The sequence below is a fragment of the Pedobacter sp. NO84 genome (genome assembly GCF_059703915.1).
Genome location: NZ_AP046575.1, coordinates 2421302 through 2445416, shown reverse-complemented (window position 1 = coordinate 2445416; position 24115 = coordinate 2421302). Strand labels below are relative to the sequence as shown.

The window sequence follows — 24115 nt, the reverse complement described above, 5'->3', positions numbered from 1 at the left end:
CTAATGAACAAGTGAACTATTGAACAAGTGAACTATTGAACTGCTAACTGTTCGGCAAAAATCATTTTATGCCAACTATTTTCAATTGGCACTTCCCATTTCTGCTGATATTCTTCGAGGGTTTGCACAAGATTGTTGAATACTATAGTTTGTGGGGTAATTTTTTTAATGCTGATCAGGGTCTCAAAATCTTCTTTCGTATTTACATGAACCTCATCATCTATTTTATAGGCCATATTAAAGCGATCGAACAAGTCAACTCCATATTCCTGCTCAATTTCCTTGATTATCCTAACGGACGAATCTATCGAACAACCTGTTGCCGATGCAGATTCCTGATCCACAATCAGCACAATAAAAAAATGGTAAGGGAGTTCGGCTTTTGCTTTTAATTGATGACCATGAGCTGTCCATTGTGCGGTAAAGGCATCCAGTTTCTGTTGAATTTCTTCAGCTTCTGTTGCTGTAAAACGACGGTTGCTTTGGTAGATCCAAACTTTAGAATGTGGAGAAAAAATCATAATCAAATTTATACTTTTATTTAATTTACTGGAGCTAAAACTTATCACTAATGAAAAAGTTTACATTGAACTTAAAAAAGTTCGTTTTCATTTCTGCCTGCCTATCTTTTCTGCTTTTTTCCGGTTTCGATTTACGAGAGGAGCAAACCGTTTATATACAAAGTATACTAACCAAATACTATGATAACGACGTTCAAGGTAAGGAAATTAAGCGTTATGAAATCAATGTTACTAACACTGGGTTTTGTAGATATCGTAAAATTTTTACAAACGGAAAAGAAGAATACTTTGCTTTTAATCTGTCGCGTTTTAAAAGCATGGATTATTACGGAAATTCAATCAAAGGCGAACTTTATCTGCGTACGCAAAATGACGATGTAGTGGTTCAAACCCGTAATGATAGAAATGGCGAAATCGATTCGACTGGAACATTTGTTGTTATTCCCTTAAAAAATATTGATGAAGTGCAACTGAATCAACTGGCCTTACATTTAAAGAAAGTTAACGAAGCACTACAGGCGGCGAATAAGTAGGGAAGATGTAAGAGGTAAGATGGAAGATGGGCTGGGTTACATCTTTCATTAATAAGTAAGGTAGGATGTAAGAGGTAAGATGGAAGCTGGGCTGGGTTACATCTTTCATTAATAAGTAAGGTAGGATGTAAGAGGTAAGATGGAAGATGGGCTGGGTTACAACTTTCATTAATAAGTAAGGTAGGATGGAAGAGGTAAGATGGAAGATGGGCTGGGTTACATCTTTCATTAATAAGTAAGGTAGGATGTAAGAGGTAAGATGGAAGATGGGCTGGGTTACATCTTTCATTAATAAGTAAGATAGGATGTAAGAGGTAAGATGAAAATGGGTGTGCTCCATCTTCCATTGTCCATTTTACATTTTACATCACAAACCATTCGCTCTCGCCGTAATCTCTGCGATATCCAACACCTTAACTTCTTGGTCCATATCTTTTAATTTTACCCCATCACTTAACATGGTCATGCAGAACGGACAACCAGCAGCTATTACCTGTGGCTGGGTAGCTAAGGCCTCCTCAATCCTTTCGATGTTGATGTCTTTAAATCCAGGTTCAGGTTCTTTAAACATTTGGGCACCGCCTGCACCACAACAGAGGCCATTGCTTTTGCAGCGTTTCATTTCTACTAGTTGTGCATCTAAAACCTCTAAGGCTTTGCGTGGGGCTTCATAAACATTATTTCCTCTGCCGAGATAACATGGATCGTGAAAAGTAATTTTTTTGCCTTTGAAACTTTCACCTCCTTCGGCTTTTAATTTACCTTCGTTAATAAGGTCCTGGATTAATTGGGTATGATGGATAACTTCATAGCTGCCGCCCAAACCAGGATACTCGTTTCTAATGGTATTAAAACAATGTGGGCAACCAGTTACAATTTTTTTTACATTATAACCATTTAGCACTTCGATATTGGCCATGGCCTGCATTTGGAAAAGAAATTCATTGCCAGCTCTTTTAGCGGGATCGCCGGTGCAACTTTCTTCGGTGCCCAAAACAGCGTATTTGATCCCTACATGATGTAGGATCTTGCAAATATCACGGGTTATTTTCTGTGCTCTTTCATCATAACTTCCTGCACAGCCCACCCAGAATAATATTTCAGGCTCTTCGCCCATAGCCATTAATTGGGCCATTGTTGGTACTTTGAATTCCATTTCTTTTCGTATTGCGTTAAGCGCTTAGCGTTTCGCGAACAGCATAGTGCATTCTGTTATTTCTTAATTTTTGTTCGTAGTAAGTCCATCATTGCCGATGTACCTTCAAATGTTCCTTTATAATATTCCTCATTTTTAAAATTTGGAATAAAATATTTTTCAATGATCGCTTTAGTTTCTTTATCTGATACTATCTTTTCAATTCCATATCCATTAGCGATTCTAATTTTACGGTATCCACGTGAGAATCCAATTATTACGCCATTATTTTTTTCTTTTTTGCCAACACCCCATTTATTCGCAGTGGCTAACACATAATCTTCTAATTTTTCTTTACTTACCATGGAGGTGTCAACCGTAAGTATGCAAAACTCTATAGTAGTTTCTTTTTCAAATTGGTTAACTAAGCTGTCTAGCGCTTTTGTTTCGGCAACATTAAAAACTTTCTCATAATCATTAATCCACCCAAGAGGTTTTTTGATACTAACTGTATCAACACCATTTATTTTGTCTCTATTACTGCTTTTACCTTCACTGCATGCACCGAGGAAAAACAATCCTGTTAAAAAGGTAATTAATAAACTAATTTTTATTTTCATCATTAAATATGCTGTAGTTGATTTAACTCCCAACTCCCAACTGAAAACCGCTAACTGCCTTCCGCCCAGTTCAATCTATCTGCTGGCGAATATTTCCAAGGTGCCCCGTTATTTTCTACGTTGCCCAACATCGTGTTGATACTTGATGGCGCATTTGATTCTTCCATCACTGCAAATCTTCTCAAGTCAACAATGATGGCTAAAGGATCAATATTAATTGGGCAAGCTTCGGTACAGGCATTACAACTTGTACAGGCCCATATTTCTTCTCTGGTAATATAATCGTCTAATAAAGCTTTTCCGTCTTGGTAATCGGTCCCATGTTTATCCCTATTTTTCCCCACCTCTTCCATTCTGTCCCGGGTATCCATCATTATTTTGCGGGGCGATAATAATTTTCCTGTTAAGTTGGCCGGACACACGGATGTACACCTTCCACATTCTGTACAAGTGTAGGCATTCATTAAATTGATCCAACTCAGATCGTTCACATCTTTAGCACCAAACTTGCCTGGTGCCGTTTCTGCCGGAACAAATGAGGGATCGAGCATTGCTTTTACTTCATTGGTAACGCTTCCCATATTGTTAAACTCGCCTTTTGGCTCTAGATTAGAGAAATAGGTGTTGGGAAATGCGAATAAGATATGGAAGTGTTTGGAGTAAGGTAGGTAGTTTAAAAAAGCAAGAATACCGATAATATGGAACCACCAACATACTCTTTCAATGATAATAAGACTACCAGCGGCGCTCGGCAATAGATTTTGGAGGTAAGCACTTACGGGAAATGCACCTGCACTAATATAATGCCCTTCTCCTAATGCCTGTAATTTTGCATCTGCGGCATTCATTAGCAAAAAGGCGGTCATTAATAAGATCTCCGTAATCAATATGTAATTTGCATCAGACCTCGGCCATGATTTCATTTCGATGCCCGTAAAACGCTTGAGCTTTAAAATATTTCTTCTGATGAGAAAAACCGCACATGCCAACCACACACCGATGGCTAAAAGCTCGAAAGAACCGATCAGGAAGTTGTATAAACCACCTAATCCGGCAAATACCCTGTGGCTACCAAAAATGCCGTCGATCATGATCTCCAGTACTTCAAGGTTAATGATTACAAACCCTAAGTAAACTACCAAATGAAGTAAAAATGGAATTGGTCTTTTGGCCATTTTCGTTTGACCGAAAGCTACTTTAAACATCGTTAACCATCGCTTTGTGGGCTGATCATTACGTTTTGCCGGCCTGCCAATTTTAATATTGCGAATTACTTTGCGCACATTAAAGCTAAAAAGCGCAATTGCTGCAAGCGTAATGATGCCGAAGATAAGCTGTGATGCCATAATTTGTTTGATGTAATGGTTTGACTAAGTTAAAAGATTTAATTTTAAAAAATATTACTATGCATGCATAAAGTTTAAAATTTAGAATCGATATGAATAGTTGGGCGCATAGCGATGAACGGATGGCGTTAGAGAACTCATAGTATCAATGGACTTTTGGTCTCTGGACATTTAGACTACTATTTTATATTTTCTTCTCCGTGTAATTCGCTGATTTAGAGTTAAAGTGCCATTGTGTTTCAATAACCTAAAAGAAATATTAAAAAATTTTAGCAGCTTTCAAAAAAAGACACTACATTTGTCCCTCCGAAACGGGGAGCCCTTTGGGCCAATCCCAAACTGGAAGTAGGTACGGTAGCTCAGTCGGTAGAGCAATGGACTGAAAATCCATGTGTCGCCGGTTCGATCCCGGCCCATACCACTTTAAAAGCCCTAACTAGTTAATAGTTGGGGCTTTGTTATTTCATTACACTAATCAGAGGCCGTCGGTCAATACGGTAATTTCCCTGATTACCTGATCCAGATCTTCGGCCGCTTTTTTAATCATGGGAATGAGTTCGGCATTGGGAGAATCATTTGGGTCGCAAAGTTGGACAAGCCCCAAGATATTGGCTACCTGTGCGCGGACGCGGTGAGATTGGATCCATGCGATCTCTCGCAGGCGCTTGTTCTGGTTTTCTATTTTATGTAGGTACTCTTGCGAATTGGTGATGTCACGCAGAAAGCAATTGACACCAATGACCTGGTCATGTAGGTCACGGATGGGGTTAAAGCTCAATTCCTCGTAAACCTGCCTGCCGTCGAATTCCCGCTGTCTGACGATACTGAAGGCTTCTCCTAGAAAGCCTCGCTCGTAGCTTTCGAAAAAAACTTTGAGCCTTTCCTGCACAAAATCAGCTTGGGTCACCTCCTCTTCATTTTTCCCCGTTAGTTCTTTTAAGCGGTCCCAGAAAGCCTGGTTTCCGGTGATGATGTGGGATTGCCTGTCTACCGACCATATCAAGTCGCGGGTATTATTGATGATCGCTCGAAGATTCTGGCCATCATTGTAGATCTTTTCCTGGATCTTTTTCTGTTCGGTGATATCCACGAAATAGACTGCGATACCATTCTTGGTCGGATAGACGTTCATCGATCCCCAGACGCCCAGGGGTGCATAGAGTTCTTCAAAATGCACACTCACCTTATCAGTCATAGCCCGCTCATATTCGGAATAGAAACGGCCTTCCCGAGAGCCAGGAAAAAAGTCCCACAGGTTTTTGCCCATGATTTCCTCCCTTGAGCAGGACAGCGCCTTTTCCGCCGCTTTATTGATGAAGGTGACTTCCCAATCGCTGTTCAGCGCGTAAAAACCGTCTGTGATGCTATCGAGGATATTCTCTAGCTCGGCGGATTTTTCAGTCACGATCTGCTCGGCACGCATCTTTTCGTCGATATTAACAATTAGCACCTGACGGGCTCCGTTGCCTTCAAAAACGGTATAATGGGTATACACACTAACATAGAACCGCTGTCCTGTCTTATTGACATGTAGCCAGCGGCCCGCATTAATGTGCCCCTCTGGGAGAGTTTCATGGAATTTGATCAGGGTAGGGACTTCTTCTGGGGGGCGAATATCGGTAAGCTTCATTTTAAGGAACTCATCCTTGGTATATCCATATTGCTCAAGGGCGGCATCATTTACCGCTAGGAAACGAAAAGTCCGATCATCATAGATATACATCGGCGTGGGTATGCCATCGAATAGATGCTTGTAATCCTCCGAGCTATCTTTTAGGTTTTGCCACTGTTTTCTTAGCTGGAAATAAAGCACCAAACCAATGATGACAATCAAAGCCGATGCAGCGAGAGCGACCTCCATAAGGGTAGGATAAAATGGGTAATTAGGAATGTAAGGCAATTTAGGTTTTTTATTTGGTATCCTGTAAGTTTGTAAGGGTGCACCAAGCGTCATTTTTTGACAGGGGCTTACTTGGTTTCCGTAATATTCATAATTAGTAATTCATACCGCACATTATGACAGTAGATATTTTAAGGTCGCTCTTTAATAGAGATTTGCTAAAGCTAAATGCGGAGATAGAATTGTACCGGGATGAAACGAATATGTGGAAGATTGAAAAGGATATTCTTAACTCGGCTGGTAATTTATGCCTGCACTTAATAGGTAATCTGAATGCGTATATTGGGGTAGGGCTAGTTAAAACCGATTATATAAGACGTCGCGATCTTGAATTTTCCCTATCTAATGTTCCAAAATTAGAACTGATCCAAAAAATAGAGCAGTTAATAATTGTAGTTGATACGGGCTTAACCAATCTTGATGAAAATAAATTGAACGAAAATTTTCCCATTTCGATCTGGGATAAACCCAGCCAAATGTTATATACATTAATTCACTTGCTCACCCACCTAAATTATCACCTTGGGCAAATAAATTACCATCGAAGATTATTGGATAATTAAAACCTATCTACCACGTATAATGCTTATTTTTTGCCTAGTCGTAAGAGATCTCTGTCGCTCTCTGCCCTCTGCCCAATGCTTCAATTGGAAAGCTAACCAGCTTTAGTATCCCTAAATTTAACCTTAACTTTCAAAATGTTTAATTTAATTACTTTAAATTAATATTGAATTTATATACAAATACAACTAATACTGTAGATTTGTGGCTCCAAATACGCGCTGAAAGGCTTTTTATAAAATATTAGGGGTTTTATTTGTTTTATTTTAATTTTAATTTGTATTTCAAAAGATTTTATTTAGTTTTGATATAGAGTTATATTGTTATTATTTATTTCTTTTACTTTCATAATCGTAACAAATTAATTTAGTGTTAAGGATGGTGCTCAAGGCGATGATAGGATTTATAGGAGCATTGGGGCAAGTATAGATCGTCTTGCCAATAGGAAGAAGTCTAACCATATAAATAATTATAATTAAACCTATTTTAAATGAAAACTTTTAAAAGAACGGGCCAAAATTTCTCTTGGCCAAAAACCCCATCCTTTTTTTCTGTTCAGGGCTTATCCCTCGCTATTCTAATGTTAATCTTGTTCGGCTGTGAAAAGGGCGTCGAAAATGCAATAAATGGATCTTCTGATAAAATTGCCGGAGCAGAAGATGCGGCAAAAGTGGGTTCCACTAATGGACTTGCTACAGATGAAACCTTTTATATAGCAGTTATTCCAGATACTCAATATTATACCGATCCAGGAGGAACGCACGCTGGTACGATGCAGATGTTTACTAATCAGATTGATTGGATTATGGATAATAGAGCATCTCTAAACATACAGTATGTTGCTCACCTTGGTGATATCACCGACAGTGGCGATCGACCTGGGCATGATTACGAATGGGTAAACGCAAATAACCAAATAACTAGGATGCATAATGCAAATCTGCCATATGGTTTGGCCGTTGGTAACCATGACCAATGGTGTAATGGTGATCCAGGGTCGGGTGCAACCAATAATGGCTACGGTACTCGTTTCGGGAAAGATCGCTTCATGGGAACAGCTCCTTATTACAGCACCCCAATACCGAAAAAACCTTGGTATGGTGCCCCTTATGGCAGTTCAAACAATAATGATAACCACTATGACACATTTACTGTTTTTGGCCAAAAATACATGGTGCTGTATATCGAATATAATGAGCCAAATAGCTTAACTGATAGTGATTACCCACCAGATTGTCCTCATTCTAGCACTATCTCGCCTTATAGCTCTACCATAGAAGACAACGTAACCGCTTGGGCCCGAACCATGATCGATGCCCATGCCGATCATAAAGTGATTATCGTTAGCCATAGTATTCTAAAGCCACATAAAACTACCGATGCTACACATAATCTAACCCATACTACACACTTAAATGAGGCTACAGAAAATTCGTACGGTGAATTTACCGAACAGGGAAAAAAGATTTATAATAGAATTGCATTCGATAAGCCAAATGTATTCTTGATGCTTGCTGGCCACGTTACTGGAGAGGGATATCGTGTTGATAATAATGCAGGACATATTGTTAAAACCATGTTGTCTGATTATCAGGGGAGATATCATGGGGGTAATGGCTATATGCGCATCCTAAAGTTTAATAAAACCGCTGGTACAATAGAGGTGCGAACTATACAGCCATTACCAGGAGCTAATGGACCAGAGGAAGTTGATAAAGACAGCAAGTTTACAGTAAGTATGTACAACTAATAATTAAAAGGCCATTTCGATAGCATTCGGAATGGCCTTAAATTAATTGATATGAAAAAAACGGTTACTTATTTGTTGGCAATTTCTACGCTGATGTTAACGGCGTGCTCTGAATATAAAAAGGGCAAAGGTGATTTACAGTATAAAATAATAGAAGATAAGAATACCCCGGCTATTGGAAAAGTATCGGCGGTATTTTTAAGCTATACCGAGTCTACCGAGGATGGCAAAGTATTATCTGCAACCGGAACCTTTGATCAAAGGCCGCTAGAAATTTATGGTATAGTGCCCAAATTTATAGGCGATCTGCAAGATGCATTCCCATTTTTAAGCGAAGGCGATAGTGCTGTGGTGAAAGTAAATATGGATTCGATTAAACGGATCAATAAATCGCCCATTCTTGCTAAGGATACGTCTAAATACCTCATATATACACTCAGAATTCATAAAGTTATTAACCAAGAAGGAAAAACAGATCCTACATTTATATCGCGAATTGACGACTTTAAGCAACAAGAACTCAATAAACAACAAATAGCTGAGCCAAGCAAGATCAAAAAATATTTAGCGGCCAACAAGCTCGACTACAAAGCCACATCAACGGGATTGCTCTATCCGGCTTATCTAAAAACTGTAAATAATACAGGAAAAGAAATTTATGTGAGTTACACCATCACATCCCTAGACGGACAGGAATTTTCGACAAAATACGAGAAAATAAAGCCAGAACAGGCACGATTTCCAGGATTAAGAGAAGCCTTAACCCTTATTCCAAAAGGTGTGCGGAGCAAAGTGATTTTTCCATCCAACCTAGCTTACGGCTCTACAGGAGATAACTATAAAATGCAACCTTATACGCCACTTATTTGCGATCTCACTATACTCAATAAATAAATCAAAAACCAAAAATCAATTATGAACATTTTTTTACTAAAATTTTTTAAGGGCAAATGGCACTATCTTTTGGGTCTCATGTTGCTTATCACTAACATCAGCTATGCTCAGCAAACTGTGGTAACGGGCGTGGTTAAAGATGAAAAAGGAGTAGTGTTACCTGGTGTAGGCGTTAAAACCAAATCCGGCACAGTTTCTACTGTTACCAATGGGGATGGAAGGTTTTCGATAAACGTTTCTAGCACAAATGAAACGCTTGTTTTCACCTATATAGGTTACAAATCAACCGAAATTGCCCTAAATGGGAAATCCGCGATCAATGTAAACCTCATTTCAGATGATCAAAAACTCAGTGAAATTGTAATCGTAGGTTATGGTACGCAGAAAAAAGTAAACCTTACAGGTTCGGTTTCAGTTGTTTCGGCAGAGGATATTTCAAACAAAACAGCAGCCAACACGTCCACTGCATTACAGGGACTAGCTCCTGGTGTTACGATAACACAATCATCGGGTTCACCGGGAAGTACGGGAACCATACGCATCCGCGGGATTGGAACTTTAGGGAATGCTGGGCCTTTGATTTTAATCGATGGTGTTGAAGGGGATATTGATAATATTGACCCCAACTTGATCGAAAATGTATCGATTCTTAAAGACGCCGCATCTTCCTCAATTTATGGCTCGAGGGCAGCAAATGGAGTAATTTTAATAACTACTAAACGCGCAAAGGCAGGTCAGCTTTCTGTTAATTACAGTGGATACACGGGTTGGCAAACTCCAACCAATCTTCCTGATAAGGTGGATGCGCTTGACCATATGACTTTAACAAACGAGGCTTATGTAAATACTGGAAAGGCCCAGCTTTATAGCGATGCGCTACTTGCACAATATGCCGCCGGAATGGCTACTAATCCAGACCTTTATCCCAATACAGATTGGCAAAAAGAAGTACTGGTTGGTTCGGGATTTATGCAGAGCCATTTTTTAAGCCTTAATGGTGGTGGAGAAAAAATTAAGTTTCTTACTTCGGCCGGAATTGTTGATCAGAAGGGGATTATCCAAAATTCAAACTTTCAACGGATTACCCTTCGCACAAATGCAGATATTGCCTTTTCAGAGAAATTTTCGATGAGAATGGACTTACAAGTGGATAACAAACTGACAAATGAACCTGGTAGAGGCAACGAAGCAGTTTTTTATCAAATGAACCGTATCCCTTCAAATGAAGCATTTCTATATGCTAATGGGAATTGGGGTGTTGGGTGGAACGGAAATAATCCAGTTGCCTACAGCGGCGATGGTGGGGGTATCCTTAGAAATAATCATCCAGAGATTTTCCTAAATGCATCGTTTACGTATAAGCCTTTCGATTGGCTTGAAGCAAAGGTTACCGTTGCCCCTAAATATGCACAGTCTTTAGATCATAATTTTGTGCAGGCCATCTCAACCTATTATTATGATGGAACTAAAGCGTATACTCAACCCGCTAAAACCTCCCTCACAGAAGCAAACACACGCTCTTTTTATAATACTTTTTTTGGTACCCTTACATTTAATAAAAAACTTGGAAACAATACATTTGGTGCATTACTGGGCGTTTCTAGAGAAAATTTTAGCACTAAAAACGTTTCTGCATTCCGTGATGGTTTTATTCTTCCAGATTACCCTGTGCTTAATACCGGTTCTGCAGAAAATCAGCAAAGTTCCGGTGGTGGCTCCGAATGGGCATTACAATCATTTTTTGGTAGGATCAATTACGATTTCAAAAGTAAATATCTCCTTGAAGTAAACGGCCGCTATGATGGTTCATCGCGATTTGCTTCTGGTAATAAGTATGGATTTTTTCCTTCTTTTTCTGCTGGATGGAGAATATCAGAAGAACCTTTTATGCAATCTGCAAAAAAAGTAATAAACGAACTGAAATTGAAAGGATCATGGGGTAGATTGGGTAATCAGAACATTGGAACGTATCCTTTTACTTCACAGCTCTCATTTGGAAGTTATACTTTCAACAAACAGATCGTAGATCTAGCCGCACTTAATACGATGGCCAATACAGACATTTCGTGGGAAACTACCGAAGAGACTAACCTTGGCTTTGAAATGAGATTATTTAATAATTTATCAATTGATGCTGCCTATTTTATGAGAAAAACTAGCGATATCTTATTGACCTTGGATGTGCCGATTATCGGTGGATTAAATGCACCATTTCAAAATGCAGGAGTGGTTACCAATAAAGGATGGGAGATTGCGGCCACCTATCACGGAAAAATTAATGAGTTCAAATACGATATCGGCTTTAACCTTTCTGATGTGAGGAACAAAGTGGTTGATCTTCGCGGAGTTGCCCTAACCGGAGTTACAGTTAACAGAGAAGGTTATGCCATGAATTCTATTTATGGGTATCAATCTGAAGGATTGTTCCAATCGGATGCCGAAGTTGCCCAGCATGCTACTCAATTTGGTAACGTAAAAGCTGGTGATATCAAATATAAAGATCAAAATGGCGATAATAAAATAGATGCAGCAGATAATGTAATCATTGGCAGTACCATTCCAAGATATACGTTCGGCGCTAATTTTAACGCTTCATATAAAGGATTTGATCTCAATTTATTTGTTCAGGGAGTAGGCAAGGCCGACGGATTTTTATACGAAGAAACCATTATGCCGTTTTTCCATGGCGGAACAGTTCAAGAACAACATAAAGATCGCTGGACACCTCAAAATCCTAATGCAACTTTCCCACGACTTGCGTTTAATGAGGTAAATAATGAAGCGAACTCTAGTTTTTGGCTAAAAGACGCTTCATATCTTCGTCTAAAAAATTTACAGATAGGGTATAATATTCCTGCCAAGATTACACAAAAAGTAGGCGTTACAAATGCCAAAATTTATATAAGCGGAAGAAACTTATTTTCGGCCGACAATTTTTGGGATGGCCATGATGTAGAAACCCCAGTTGGAACAGGGCACGATTATCCACTGGTTAAAGTCTATAGTTTAGGTCTTAATGTTAAATTCTAAAAAGAGCAATCATGTTAAATAAACTAAAATATTTGGTACTAACAGTTGGTGTAATACTGTGTGCCTCGTCTTGTCAAAAAGATTATTTGGATAAGGTCCCTTTAAACGGCCCATCATCGTCTTCGTTTTATAGTAATGAAGATGAATTGAAACTGGGATTAGCTGGATGTTATAAATCGATTAACTTCAATATTAATGGTGAACCACGTACCTGGATCTCAATTCTGGATATGACAAGTGATATCGGTTGGAACAGAAGTAGTTCTGATGTTCAGACAATGGGCAATGGAAGCCTAACTAGCCAAACCAAAGCCATCACTCAACTCTTTACAGGTTTTTATGAGGGCATTGGCCGATGTAATTTTCTGCTAGACCACATAGATGACCTCAAAAGCAAAATAAGCGCTACCGTGTATGCGCAAACTAAAGCTGAAGCGCGTTTTATTAGGGCATTAAACTATCATTACCTTGCTGAGATGTTCGGTGGAGTTCCATTGGTTACTAAAGTATTAAAATTGGAAGAGCTTCAAGTTGCCAAAAGCACAAAAGAACAGGTTACCGACTTTGTTATCTCAGAGATGGATGAGGCCGCAAAAGACCTTCCCAACAGTTACGGAAGTCTAGATGCTCAACATGGCCGCGCCACCAAAAGTGCTGCATTAGCAATAAAGGCGAGAACAGCCCTTTACAATGGTAAATTTAATGAAGCTGCCGCTGCGGCAAAGGCAGTTATGGATTTAAAGCAATATAAATTGGATACCAGTTTCCCGAAATTGTTCAACTACGATGGACAAGCTTCTCCAGAAATTATTCTTTCGCTCCAATTCTTAAAAGGAGTGATTACTCAAAATATTCCTAATTATTACGGATCGCGCCTAGGAGGTGGTGTTTCTAATGAGGTTCCACCTCAAAGCATGGTCGATTCGTATGAATGTACTGATGGAAAGACAATCGATAAATCGCCACTTTTTAATCCGGCAAAACCTTTTTTAAATCGTGACCCACGACTAGGCTACTCTATTGTTTTACCAAGCTCAGTTTACTTTGATGTACAGTTCGAAACACATCCCGATAGTTTGAAGGTATGGAACTACGCTGTTACCCCAGCTACACGAATTAATAATACCGATGCTACGAATGCCTTTGCTACATTTACGGGTTATTTATGGAGAAAATATACCGACATTAGAGATAAAGCAGATGATACACACTCTGATATTAACATCATCCTACTTCGCTACGCAGAAGTACTTCTAATTTATGCTGAGGCAAAAATTGAGGCTAACCAGATAGATCAATCGGTTTATGATGCCATTAACGAAGTAAGACAACGTCCAGGTGTTGGAATGCCGCCGATAACCACGGGCAAAACCCAGGCCGAACTTCGTTCTATCGTTCGTAGGGAGCGCAAATGTGAACTAGCTGTAGAAGGCCTTCGACTGTTTGATATCCGTCGCTGGAAAATTGCCGAACAAGTGATGAAAGGGCCTTTTTTGGGAAGAATAAAAACTGCATTCCTTTCAAATGCGCCAGTAATTGATGCTAATGGAACAGCTGATTACACAAACGTTACTAATAGAAGCCAAATGAGGTTAATTGAAACCAGAAACTTTAATCCTGCCAAAGACTACTTATGGCCACTGCCGAATATCGAAGTATTAACAAATAAAAATTTAGTTCAAAACCCAGGTTGGTAATCGATGCAAATAAAGCGGAGAAATAACTTCGCTTTATTTTTTTATTTCTGAGCAATTGTGCATTATTGATTATTATACAACCACTAACTAACATGTCATCACCCCTCAAGCCCGAATCTCGCCGTTGGTTTATTATAGCGATAATTTTTTTAGCTATTGTTTTTAATTACTTTGATAGGCAGATTGTTTCGATCTTAAAGCCCACACTAAAAGACGTTTATAAAATAGATGATCGTGGTTATGCATACATCATCAATATTTTTACTTTTTGTTATGCCATTATGTATCCGGTATCGGGTTGGCTGGTAGACAAGTACGGCGCAAAAAAAGTAATGTTTTTTGGCATCGTTGGCTGGTCTCTCGCTAGCTTGGGCGGCGGTTTTGCTCGTACTTTAGGGCAATTCTCATTTTTTAGGGGGATGCTTGGCGCTGCTGAACCTACCAACTTTCCTGCGCAATTGCGGGTGGTTACCATATGGTTTCCTGGTAAATTAAGGGCCACTGCAAATAGTTTATGCGTAGCCGGAAGTTCAATAGGGGCCATTATTTCGGTGCCATTGGTTACTTGGCTAGAGTTAAGTTTTGGATGGCAAATGGTGTTTGTGGTTGCGGGAACAATGGGTTTGGTAATTGCCTCGCTATGGATTTTGGTTTACCGCGATCCCCCCGCACATATCCTTCAAGAAGCTACTGAAAATGATAATGCAATAGAAAAGCCGGGATTTATGTGGAGCCAATTATGGGCAACGAAAAGTTTATATGGCATATTATTGATCAGGTTTGTAACAGATCCTGTTTGGTATTTCTGCTTGATGTGGCTGCCGGGGTACTTAAGAGAATCGTCTGGACTTTCTAAGATTGAGGTGGGTAAATATGGATGGATTCCGTTTCTTGTGGCCGATCTGGGTGCTATCGCCACAGCCGCATGGTCTGATTATTTGGTGCGCAAAGGACGTAAGCCCTTAAATGCCAGGAAAATAATGCTCAGTGCTATTGCTTGCCTTTCGCCATTATGTGTATTAACGCCCTACTTGCCCTCGGCATTTTCAACTATTGCTATATTCAGTCTTGTTGCTATCGCCTGTCTAAGCTGGCTGTTTACCATTAGCGTTGTAGTTGCCGAATCGTTCCCGAGTAAAAACGTAGCTAGTGTTTTAGGTATTGCTGGCGGATGTGGTGCGTTGGGAGCCGTGATTTTTAACTATTTTGTTGGACAAATGATGGGTACGGTGGGTGCCGAAAAAATATTTATCGTAATGGCATTTTTGCACCCAATTGGCGTTCTTATTTTATGGACAATGATCAGGCCCGAAAAGCCCGCCCTAATTCCAACAATTCAACAATAAAACAATATAACAATTCAATAATATAGTTTAAGATGCAAACAATAACAGAACCCGCAAAAGAGCTTCCAATAAGAGCCAGTGTAGATGTACTAGTGGTAGGGGGAGGCCCCTCTGGGATAATAGCTGCCCAGGCGGCGGCAGAGGATGGACTAAATGTTACGCTAATAGATAGCAGAAGTTTTGTAGGTGGCAACCTTACTATAGGCTTGCCAATTTTAGGTTTTTTAGGTCAAAAAGGCAATCAGATCATTAAAGGTTTGCCTCAAAAATTTATGGATAAGCTTAAGGAACGTAACGCGGCAAGCGAACATCGGCCCTGCCCTTTACACATGAGCTTAACATTGGTTGAACAGGAGGCCGTAAAAACCGTTGGACTAGAAATGTTGAATGCGGCTGGGGTTAACGTGTTGTTATACGTGTTTTTTGCGGGAGTAATTATGGATGGAGATACCATTAAAGGTGTAATCATCGAAAGTAAGGCAGGAAGGGAAGTGATCTTGGCAAAAACCGTAATAGATTGTACGGGAGATGGAGATGTGGCATTTAGAGCGGGTGTAGAGTGCGAATATGGAAATGATTTGGGCGGCGTACAGCCACCAACACTGATGTTTTGCATGGGAAATGTAAATACAGAAAAATTGCGCTTAAGCATTGCACAAGAACCAAGAACCTATTTAACCGACTTTATTCCAGCAGAATATTTTGGTCAGAATAACCAATTTATCGTGGTAGGTATGAGAAGTTTGATGGAGAAAGCCCGCGAAAATGGCTTTGACCTTCCCGTAGAAAGAACAATTATCATTACCGGTTTGAGGGAAGGTGAAGTTTGGATAAATATGACGAGAGTAAATGGCGTTAATGGAACCGACCCCGCAAGCTTAACCTTTGGCGAAACAGAAGGAAGACGACAGATCACTGATATCCAGCGGTACCTGATTGATTATGTGCCCGGATTTGAAGAGGCTCATTTTACAAAAATGGCTCCATTTATTGGGATCAGGGAAACTAGACGCATCGTAGGCAAATATGTATTAACATCGGATGATATCTTGGGCTGCAAGAGGTTTGATGATGCGATTGCCGTTGCAAGCTATCCCCTTGATATTCATCATCCAGAGGGAGGTGGCTGCACCTTAACCTGGTGTGGCGATTGTTACGATATCCCATACCGCTCGCTCGTTCCACAAAAAATAGAAAATCTGCTCGTAGCCGGAAGATGCATCTCTACCACCCACGAAGCCATGTCGGCTATTCGGGTTATGGCACCATGTATGGCCATGGGAGAAGCAGCGGGACGAGCTGCGAAAATGGCGGTACGCGAAAATATTTTTCCTTCTGCAATAGATGTAGAAAAATTAAGAGAAGAATTGAGAGCCACTGGAGCTTATCTTAATCCAGTACAACTAACGGAAACAGCATAAAGATGAAGAAATCAGGATTTTCACGGAGAAATTTTTTAAAAAGTGCTAGTGTTATTGCCGCACTTCCATTATTCCCAAAAGTTGTAAGCGCTTCAAGTTTTCAGTTTGATAGCAGGGCCTACAGTACACTAAAAGTGCTTACCTGCAACATCAGGGTTGCCCTGCCAGAAGACGAGACTGCGGGTGTAGGCTGGGAAAAACGTAAAAAATTATGCGCAACTGTAATTCGTAAACAACAGCCAGACATTTTCTGCTTACAAGAAGTGCTAAGGGTACAAAATGAAGATTTGAAAAAAGAGTTCAAAGATTATTTCTCTTTTGGCTTTGAAGGACCAGAAATGGACAAATTTAAGGAGGGTTACCATGGCATCGCAAAAAACCCCATTTTCTTTTCGCTTAAAAGATATGAGCTCCTCGCTGCGGGAGGATATTGGTTATCTGAAACTCCTCTTGTTGCAGCAAGTGCCTCATGGGATACGGCAAGAGCCAGAAATGCGAATTGGGTAAGGATAAAAGATAAGAAAACAGGTATGGAAATGAGGATAGTTAACCTTCACCTCGATCATAAAAGCCAACCGGCCCGAGAAAAACAGGTAGAAATTGTGCTCGATGATGCGAATCAATATTTAGCTGAACTTCCGCAGATCTTTACCGGCGATTTTAATGTTTCATCACAGAATAAAGTATATGATCTGGTAATAGCAAGAGGCTGGTCTGATACCTTTAGGGCAATTGCTTCAAATACGGAAACGGCTACAACGCACGAGTTTTTGGGAGAGAAAGATCCAAAAAAGGACAGCAGGAAAAAAATCGATTTTATTTTTACCAAAGGAAATTTTACTGTGCTCGATTCCAAAATTATAAAGGATAACGAAAGCGGTTTTTACCCAAGCGATCATTATTTTGTTTCAGCAACTCTCCAACTTCTATCCTGATAGCTATCGGGAGAAAACTGCAACTCACCTAGGCTACAATAACCTTCACGCCACGTTCTTTCATCGCCTTCACGTTAGCATCCGAAACTTTATTATCAGTAACGATATAGTGAACTTGGTCTAGACCACAAATTCTACCTAAACCCCGTTTGTCAAATTTTGTACTGTCGGCCAAGAGTACTACAGTTTGGGCGGTGTCAATCATTTTCTGGTTCAGTGATGCTTCGGCCAGATTAGAGATTGAAACCCCAAAATCGAGATCAATTCCATCAACTCCAATAAACAATATGCTACAGGATATCTCGTCTAAAATGCGCATCGCATGGGAGCCTGCAACCGAAGATGAATTTTTTCTGATCATTCCTCCAAGTAAGAGCACATCTACGTTTGGGCGATCGCTTAACTCCAATCCAACTTTTACAGCAGGAGTAATTACGGTTAAAGATCTTGATGGATAAAGTGCCTTTGCAAATTCGTACGCAGTAGTACCAGAACCAATCATGATCGAATCCGTATCGCCCACCAATTCGATGGCAGATTTGGCAATCCTTTTTTTCTCGTCAGAATTAATAAACTCTTTTTCATTAATAGGCCTGTCTATAGCATACGGATTATTAACAGAACCTCCACCTCTAGTGCGGAAGAGAAGATTTTTATCCTCCAAAATTTTCAGGTCTTTTCTGATCGTAACACCAGAGACCTGCATTTCTTCGATGAGCTCCAAGATATTTATCTTTCCATCTTGCTTTAATTTTTTTAAGATAAATTGATGTCTGTCGGTAATGTTCTTCATGATCTTCTTTAAATCTAAGATAGCGGAAATTGATTACTCAAAGTTAATTTTTTTTCAATGAATTAAACCATTCAGAAAAGTTTAAAATTTATTAACCTGTTTCCGTAAAACGATTTACTTTTAACTAGTCAACATTAAATTTTTATCGATTAGCTGGCTTGGGAAGGGTATTTATGGGATAATTAATTAGATAATGGTTTTAAATTAGTTAGCCGCATAATGATACTCGAGCATTTAAAAATAAGATGATATATATAAATTGTAAGATTATTTAATAAAAAAAAAGATATTTTAATTATTTATAAATAAAATTTAATTATTTTTATAGTATTAATACCCATTTATAATTGAAATTTCACCGCATCAACTCCTGAATAGAATGAAGATATTGATTACAGCGCCATATAACAAAGAAGGACAGAAAGAATTACAAGAAATTTTTGGTGAAGTGGTTTACAAAGAATGGAAAGGAAATGAAAGGGCTTTCAACGAAAAAGAGCTCATCGACCTATTGTACGAGACAAGGGCAGACGCCTTGATTATCGAGCATGATGAGGTAACTGCTAATGTGATCAATAAGTTCCCTAACTTGAAATTTATTGGAGTATGCCGAGGAACCCCCTCTAATGTAGATGTAGACTGCGCAAACCGGCACGACATTCCTGTTTTTTATACTCCCGCTCGTAATGCGCAGGCAGTGGCCGAAATGTTTATTGCCAATGTGGTAAACCTGATGCGCAACACGATACCAAGCCAACAATGGTTAACTGCCGAGAAATGGGAAGCGGGCGAACATACTTCTTACCTGCAATTTAAAGGCAATGAACTCGCTGGAAAAACAATTGGGATAATTGGTTTTGGTGCCGTCGGAAAAAGAATTGCAGAAATGTTAGTGTCTTTTCCCTGTCCTATCAAGTTCTATGATCCTTTTGTTGAGGATGCAATGCCGGCATACGAAAAAACTTCTCTTGAAATGATTTTTGAGAGCTGTGATATCGTTTCTGTACATTTACCTGTAAACAGCGAAACCATTGGGATAATTGATCGGTCATTGATCTCTAAAATGAAAACAACTGCTATTTTTGTAAATACAGCAAGAGCCAGTGTAGTTAATCGGGATGATCTGCTTTATGCAATTGAGAATTATAAGATAAGAGGGGCGGTATTGGATGTTTTTGATCATGAGCCACCAGACGAAAAGGATTATAGACTAATCCATCATCCCAATGTTTTGGCAACACCTCATACTGCTGGAGCTACTTTTGAAGTGGAAGATCACCACGTGAAAATATTAAATCAGAAAATACTGGCATGGCACGGTGAAAATCAACTCATCAATAACCAAAAAAAAGCTGTTTAATCAATGTCGGAAGCATATATTATAATTGACGTAGGAACGGGAAACCTGAGGGTTGCGGTTGCATCCATTGACGGACAGATTTTAGGACTTCAGCGCAGCGATATTGCTTATATCAAAGACGAAGATTATCCTGATTCTTTATATTTTGAACCAGAAAAACTATGGGAATCTATAATTACTTTAGCTAAAAATGCACTAAAGCAAGCCGGCGAGGTAAAGATTATTGGTTTAACAGCCACCAGTCAGCGTGAAGGTATCGTATTATTAAACCAATCCGGAAATGCACTTATCGGTTTGCCTAATATTGATTTTCGAGGTCGGGAATGGGAGGGAATAGTAAATGATAAAGATTTAGTCTATAACTTAACAGGACGCTATCCAACAGCTCTCTTTTCTGCCTTTAAATTAATTGGAATTCGCCATCGGAAACCAGCAATATGGGATCAGTTTTCTACTTTTTTAAGCATCAGCGATTGGGTAGAGTATCAATTGAGCGGAGTGTTGCATTATGAGCATTCGCAGGCATCAGAAACGTTGCTCTATGATATTGTTCAGAAAAAATGGTGTAAAAAGCTCAGCGATATTTTTGATTTCAATGTTTCCATCCTACCAAACCTGGTCTCTTCTGGAACCATCCTTGGCTCCATTATTAGTGAACAAGCTCAAAAATTCAATATTGCGGCAGATGCCCAAATCATAGTAGGGGGCGCAGATACGCAGCTTGCAGTAGTGGGCACGCAGCCTGATAATAATGATGTGGTTGTTGTATCGGGCACCACTACTCCGATCATTAAAATAACGGAAAAATATTCGTTGGATGATAAACAGCGCACGTGGACAGGAAGACATGTGGATGAGGATAGCTTTATGTGCGAAACCAATGCAGGGGTTACAGGTTTAAACTATCAACGATTAAAGGAAATCTTCTATCCTAATGAGAGTTATGATGTAATCGAAAGGGAAGTTAACGCCATGACCCATAGGTCTTGTGTAGCATCCTTGGGCTCAGTTGTGTCTAATGAGAAAGGTTCGATAACAAGGGCCGGTTTTATCTTCGATGTTCCTGTTTGTCAGGAAATTTCTAGGGCATCCTTTATTTACGCAACACTTTGGGACATCGCCTGTAGTATTAAAGAAAATTATGATACGCTACGAGAAACCGCATCACATCATAAAGATTTTATTTGGGCATGTGGAGGAGGGTTCCAAAGCCAGCTATTAAGGCAATTTATAGCGTCGTTGATTGGTAAAAAAGTGCTGATTAGAAAAGGGTACCAACAGTCGTCTGTATTAGGGGGAGTTATGATATGCAACAAAGCCCTCTCAAAGAACCCCTTAATACTCGAGACCATAGAAACCATTTCTTCTTTAACAAATGAGGAGTGTTTGACCCAGTATAACACGTGGAAAAAAACAAGAAAATTAATTAAAGAAACATTTAATTAATGAATGCTTATTTTATTGGTATCGATATCGGGACACAAGGCGCCAGAATTATTTTATTAGATCAACGTGGCCATCTGCTGGTGTCAATAGAAGAGCCCTTTCACTTAACAAGCACGTCAAGAATAGAGCAGTCGCCACTAGTATGGTGGGAGTTTTGCTTAAAAATGTTAATGAAGCTGGTCCAAGATACAGATAGGGAGATAATCAGAAAAATAGTTTCAATAGGCGTTACCTCAACTTCTGGTACTGTAATCCCCTTGGATAAAAATAATGAACCTTTGCATAATGCGATTATGTACAGTGATACTCGCTCTGAAAGTGTGGCAGAGAAATGTACAAAAGCTGCACTAAAATCTCATAAAAAAGGATTTACGGCCTTCAATTCGTCTACTGGTTTGGCAAAAATGGTATGGTTTGTAGAAAACCATCCCGAAAAAGTAAGCAAAATTGCCAAATGGATCCATGCTGCAGATTACCTTACCGGAAAGCTGAGCACCGTTTGGGGCGTTACGGATTACACCAATGCATTTAAATCGGGCTTCGATGTTACCAATTTTCTTTGGCCCGATTACTTATTTAATGACCTTCCTTTAAGGAAAGAGTGGTTACCTGCAGTTTATCCTTCTGGAAATATAATTGGCGAAATTGATAAAGAATTGGCATTGAACTTAGATTTGCCTAATACGATAAAAATTACTACCGGCATTACAGACGGTTGTGCCTCACAGATTGCATCGGGCGCTATGAATTTAGGCGATTGGAACACAACTATCGGTACCACCTTGGTTGTAAAAGGCGTAACCAAAAACGAAGTACTAGATCCTTTAGGTAGAATTTATAGTCACAGGCATCCCGAGGGATACTGGATGCCGGGCGGAGCTAGTAATACAGGGGCAGATTGGGTAACTGCAGAGTTTGCTGATGATTTGGTGAAATTAAATAAAGAAGCCGAAGAATTATTTCCTACAGGATACATGAATTATCCGCTGCTGCAAAAAGGAGAGCGCTTTCCGTTAAATGCACCCCAAGCTCGGGGTTTTACTGAAGGTGGAATTAGCAGAGCGGAAGAGTTTACGGCAAATATGGAAGGTGTAGCCTACATAGAGCGGTATGCTTTCGAATTGATTGAAAAATTATCCCATGAAAAAGTGCACAGAGTGTTTACTGCGGGAGGAGGGAGCAATAGCGAAATATGGCTCAAAATAAGGGCTAATGTGCTAAATAAGCCAATCTTTAAAATGAAGCACGTTTCTGGAGCAGTGGGGGCGGCAATCTCGGCATCATCCAAAACCTATTTCCTTAATCTAACCGAAGCAACGCAAGCACTTACTGTTGTTGAAAGCAAAATTTTACCCGAGAAAGAACTGGTTCTGAAATATGAGATCCTATATTTGAAATTTATAAACCTATTAAAGGAAAAAGGATATTTAACCCCTAATTAAATGCTGACCGTTTATTTATTACGTCATGGCGAAACAGCCTATAATGCCGATGGGAATCGTTATTGCGGCCGCACCGATATCGAACTAACACCAAAAGGCTTAACGCAGGCCGTTGAAGTCTTTGGACTACTTAAAGAAAAAAAAATCGACGCTGTGTATTCGTCACCATTAAAAAGGGCTAAACGTACGGCCGAAATAGCTACTGGAAGAGAAGTTAGCACTGATAACAGATTAATTGAAGTAGATTTTGGAAATTGGGAAGGGAAAACCAAAGATGAATTCGTAAAGGAAGATCCTTATTCATGGCAGCAATGGATGGAAAATCCTGCTTCCGCTGCTGCGGGAACAACAGGAGAAAGCGGTAATGAAATACTAGAAAGACTGACTTCATTTTTTAATGAAATGATGATCAAGCACATTAATCAAACCATTGTTGTAGTTGCCCATAATGGCGTTAATCGATTGTATATGGCCAATCAATTAGGAATGCCCTTAAAAAACTATAGGCGCATAGTACAAGAAAACTCCTCAATAACCAAGTTCCATATTGATGATGAGGGCGAGTTTACACTACAAAAACTGAATGCAAGGTAATCTTGATTTAACCACCTTAGGTAGCTTAGACATCTAAGAAGTTTGATCCGTTTCCACATCTTAGACATCTTAGCACTTTGCGGTTTTTGTGTAATACTTGGCGGTCTTTGCGTTATTTTATTAACCATATAAGACCTATAAGAAAATCAGTCTTTTTTCACCATCTTAGGCATCTTAGAAACATCTTAGTGCTTTGTGTTCTTTGCGTAATACATGGCGATCTCTGCGTTATTTAATTAGCCATATAAGACCTATAAGAGAAGCATAGTCTTTTTTCACCATCTTGGCATCTTAGAAACATCTTAGTGCTTTGTGTTCTTTGCGTAATACTTGGCGATCTCTGCGTTATTTAATTAGCCATATAAGACCTATAAGAGAAGCATAGTCTTTTTTCACCATCTTTGGCATCTTAGAAACATCTTAGTGCTTTGCGTTCTTTGCGTAATACTTGGCGATCTCTGCGTTATTTAATTGGCCATATAAGACCTATAAGAGAAGCATAGTCTTTTTTCACCATCTTGGCATCTTAGAAACATCTTAGTGCTTTGTGTTCTTTGCTTAATACTTGGCGATCTCTGCGTTATTTAATTGGCCATATAAGACCTATAAGAGAAGCATAGTCTTTTTTCACCATCTTGGCATCTTAGAAACATCTTAGTGCTTTGCGTTCTCTGCGTAATACTTGCGATCTCTGCGTTATTTTATCAACCAATAATAAGACATATTAGAGAATATAAGTCTTTGCGGTTATTTCCACCATTCGATATACATTTCACCACCTAACATTACAT

At 39.4% G+C, this 24115-nt stretch carries 20 protein-coding genes and 1 tRNA gene; 14 read left to right on the top strand and 7 right to left on the bottom strand.

Annotated elements, in window-relative coordinates; genetic code table 11:
* Positions 1-32: 32 nt before the first annotated feature.
* Positions 33-521: an ABC transporter ATPase gene (locus AC6H0V_RS10565; RefSeq protein ID WP_497560148.1), complete on the bottom strand. Its 489-nt coding sequence runs from the start codon at positions 519-521 to the stop codon at positions 33-35.
* Positions 522-571: 50 nt separating this feature from the next.
* On the opposite strand from AC6H0V_RS10565, the gene AC6H0V_RS10560 reads away from it, so the two are divergent.
* A complete protein-coding gene (locus AC6H0V_RS10560) occupies positions 572-1054 on the top strand; it encodes a hypothetical protein (protein WP_497560147.1) in 483 nt (160 codons plus the stop codon).
* Here AC6H0V_RS10560 and AC6H0V_RS10555 read toward each other — a convergent pair.
* From AC6H0V_RS10555 to AC6H0V_RS10540, 4 genes are read right to left on the bottom strand one after another with little or no spacing between them, the layout of a single operon-like run.
* Complete coding sequence (locus tag AC6H0V_RS10555) at positions 1023-1394, bottom strand: hypothetical protein (protein WP_497560146.1); 372 nt, start codon at positions 1392-1394, stop codon at positions 1023-1025. The two genes, AC6H0V_RS10560 and AC6H0V_RS10555, sit on opposite strands and share 32 nt — an antisense overlap.
* A 27-nt stretch (positions 1395-1421) precedes the next feature.
* Positions 1422-2210, bottom strand: a complete 789-nt coding sequence (locus AC6H0V_RS10550) for a (Fe-S)-binding protein (RefSeq protein WP_497560145.1) — start codon at positions 2208-2210, stop codon at positions 1422-1424.
* A 56-nt stretch (positions 2211-2266) separates the two neighbouring features.
* Positions 2267-2812, bottom strand: coding sequence for a TPM domain-containing protein (locus AC6H0V_RS10545; RefSeq protein WP_497560144.1), 546 nt, complete (start codon positions 2810-2812; stop codon positions 2267-2269).
* A 47-nt stretch (positions 2813-2859) separates the two neighbouring features.
* A complete protein-coding gene (locus AC6H0V_RS10540; RefSeq protein WP_497560143.1) occupies positions 2860-4155 on the bottom strand; it encodes a 4Fe-4S dicluster domain-containing protein in 1296 nt (431 codons plus the stop codon).
* Between the two features lie 348 nt (positions 4156-4503).
* Here AC6H0V_RS10540 and AC6H0V_RS10535 point away from each other — a divergent pair.
* Positions 4504-4576, top strand: a tRNA-Phe gene (locus AC6H0V_RS10535).
* 54 nt (positions 4577-4630) lie between these two features.
* On the opposite strand, the gene AC6H0V_RS10530 is transcribed toward AC6H0V_RS10535, so the two are convergent.
* Complete coding sequence (locus AC6H0V_RS10530) at positions 4631-6016, bottom strand: PAS domain S-box protein (RefSeq protein WP_497560142.1); 1386 nt, start codon at positions 6014-6016, stop codon at positions 4631-4633.
* Positions 6017-6171: 155 nt separating this feature from the next.
* On the opposite strand from AC6H0V_RS10530, the gene AC6H0V_RS10525 reads away from it, so the two are divergent.
* From AC6H0V_RS10525 to AC6H0V_RS10490, 8 genes are all read left to right on the top strand, one after another.
* Positions 6172-6618, top strand: a complete 447-nt coding sequence (locus AC6H0V_RS10525; RefSeq protein ID WP_497560141.1) for a DUF1572 family protein — start codon at positions 6172-6174, stop codon at positions 6616-6618.
* Between the two features lie 488 nt (positions 6619-7106).
* Entirely contained in the window at positions 7107-8366 is a 1260-nt protein-coding gene (locus AC6H0V_RS10520) for a metallophosphoesterase (RefSeq protein WP_497560140.1), read from the top strand.
* Positions 8367-8417: 51 nt separating this feature from the next.
* Positions 8418-9260: an FKBP-type peptidyl-prolyl cis-trans isomerase gene (locus tag AC6H0V_RS10515; protein ID WP_497560139.1), complete on the top strand. Its 843-nt coding sequence runs from the start codon at positions 8418-8420 to the stop codon at positions 9258-9260.
* Positions 9261-9281: 21 nt separating this feature from the next.
* Entirely contained in the window at positions 9282-12290 is a 3009-nt protein-coding gene (locus tag AC6H0V_RS10510; RefSeq protein WP_497560138.1) for a SusC/RagA family TonB-linked outer membrane protein, read from the top strand.
* A gap of 11 nt (positions 12291-12301) precedes the next feature.
* Positions 12302-13987 carry a RagB/SusD family nutrient uptake outer membrane protein gene (locus AC6H0V_RS10505; protein WP_497560137.1) on the top strand — a complete coding sequence of 562 codons (1686 nt, stop codon included), beginning with the start codon at positions 12302-12304 and terminating at the stop codon, positions 13985-13987.
* A 92-nt stretch (positions 13988-14079) separates the two neighbouring features.
* Positions 14080-15333 (top strand): MFS transporter, encoded by a 1254-nt coding sequence (locus tag AC6H0V_RS10500; RefSeq protein WP_497560136.1) that lies wholly within the window; start codon positions 14080-14082, stop codon positions 15331-15333.
* 32 nt (positions 15334-15365) lie between these two features.
* On the top strand, positions 15366-16754 hold the full coding sequence (locus tag AC6H0V_RS10495; protein WP_497560135.1) for an FAD-dependent oxidoreductase: 1389 nt from the start codon (positions 15366-15368) through the stop codon (positions 16752-16754).
* Positions 16755-16756: 2 nt separating this feature from the next.
* Entirely contained in the window at positions 16757-17689 is a 933-nt protein-coding gene (locus AC6H0V_RS10490; RefSeq protein ID WP_497560134.1) for an endonuclease/exonuclease/phosphatase family protein, read from the top strand.
* A gap of 28 nt (positions 17690-17717) precedes the next feature.
* On the opposite strand, the gene AC6H0V_RS10485 is transcribed toward AC6H0V_RS10490, so the two are convergent.
* A complete protein-coding gene (locus tag AC6H0V_RS10485) occupies positions 17718-18482 on the bottom strand; it encodes a DeoR/GlpR family DNA-binding transcription regulator (protein ID WP_497560133.1) in 765 nt (254 codons plus the stop codon).
* Positions 18483-18861: 379 nt separating this feature from the next.
* Here AC6H0V_RS10485 and AC6H0V_RS10480 point away from each other — a divergent pair, with 379 nt between their 5' ends.
* From AC6H0V_RS10480 to AC6H0V_RS10465, 4 genes are read left to right on the top strand one after another with little or no spacing between them, the layout of a single operon-like run.
* Positions 18862-19842 (top strand): 2-hydroxyacid dehydrogenase, encoded by a 981-nt coding sequence (locus AC6H0V_RS10480; protein WP_497560132.1) that lies wholly within the window; start codon positions 18862-18864, stop codon positions 19840-19842.
* A gap of 3 nt (positions 19843-19845) precedes the next feature.
* A complete protein-coding gene (locus AC6H0V_RS10475; RefSeq protein WP_497560131.1) occupies positions 19846-21288 on the top strand; it encodes an FGGY-family carbohydrate kinase in 1443 nt (480 codons plus the stop codon).
* On the top strand, positions 21288-22730 hold the full coding sequence (locus tag AC6H0V_RS10470; RefSeq protein ID WP_497560130.1) for an FGGY-family carbohydrate kinase: 1443 nt from the start codon (positions 21288-21290) through the stop codon (positions 22728-22730). Before AC6H0V_RS10475 ends, AC6H0V_RS10470 begins: the two co-directional genes overlap by 1 nt.
* Positions 22731-23324, top strand: a complete 594-nt coding sequence (locus tag AC6H0V_RS10465; protein ID WP_497560129.1) for a histidine phosphatase family protein — start codon at positions 22731-22733, stop codon at positions 23322-23324.
* The last annotated feature ends 791 nt before the right edge of the window (positions 23325-24115 follow it).